Source organism: Streptococcus sp. CCH8-H5, assembly GCF_001556505.1.
Lineage (GTDB): Bacteria > Bacillota > Bacilli > Lactobacillales > Streptococcaceae > Streptococcus.
Window position 1 is genome coordinate 1 of the sequence record NZ_LSIZ01000017.1, and the last position, 214, is coordinate 214.

1 pseudogene is annotated in these 214 nt (G+C 52.3%); it reads right to left on the reverse strand.

The window, feature by feature from the left end:
- Positions 1–214: pseudogene (locus AX663_RS10690) on the reverse strand (hypothetical protein); the annotation flags it as partial.

Below are 214 nucleotides of genomic sequence, written 5' to 3' on the forward strand. Positions count from 1 at the left end.
GAATCAGCGTCTGCCTCTGAGTCAGTAAGTGCCTCGGCTTCAGCAAGTGCGTCAGAATCAGCAAGCGCCTCAGAATCAGCAAGTACATCAGAATCAGCAAGTGCCTCAGCCTCAGCAAGTGCGTCAGAATCAGCAAGTACTTCAGCCTCAGCAAGTGAGTCTGAGTCAGTAAGTGCCTCGGCTTCAGCAAGTGCGTCAGCCTCAGCAAGTACAT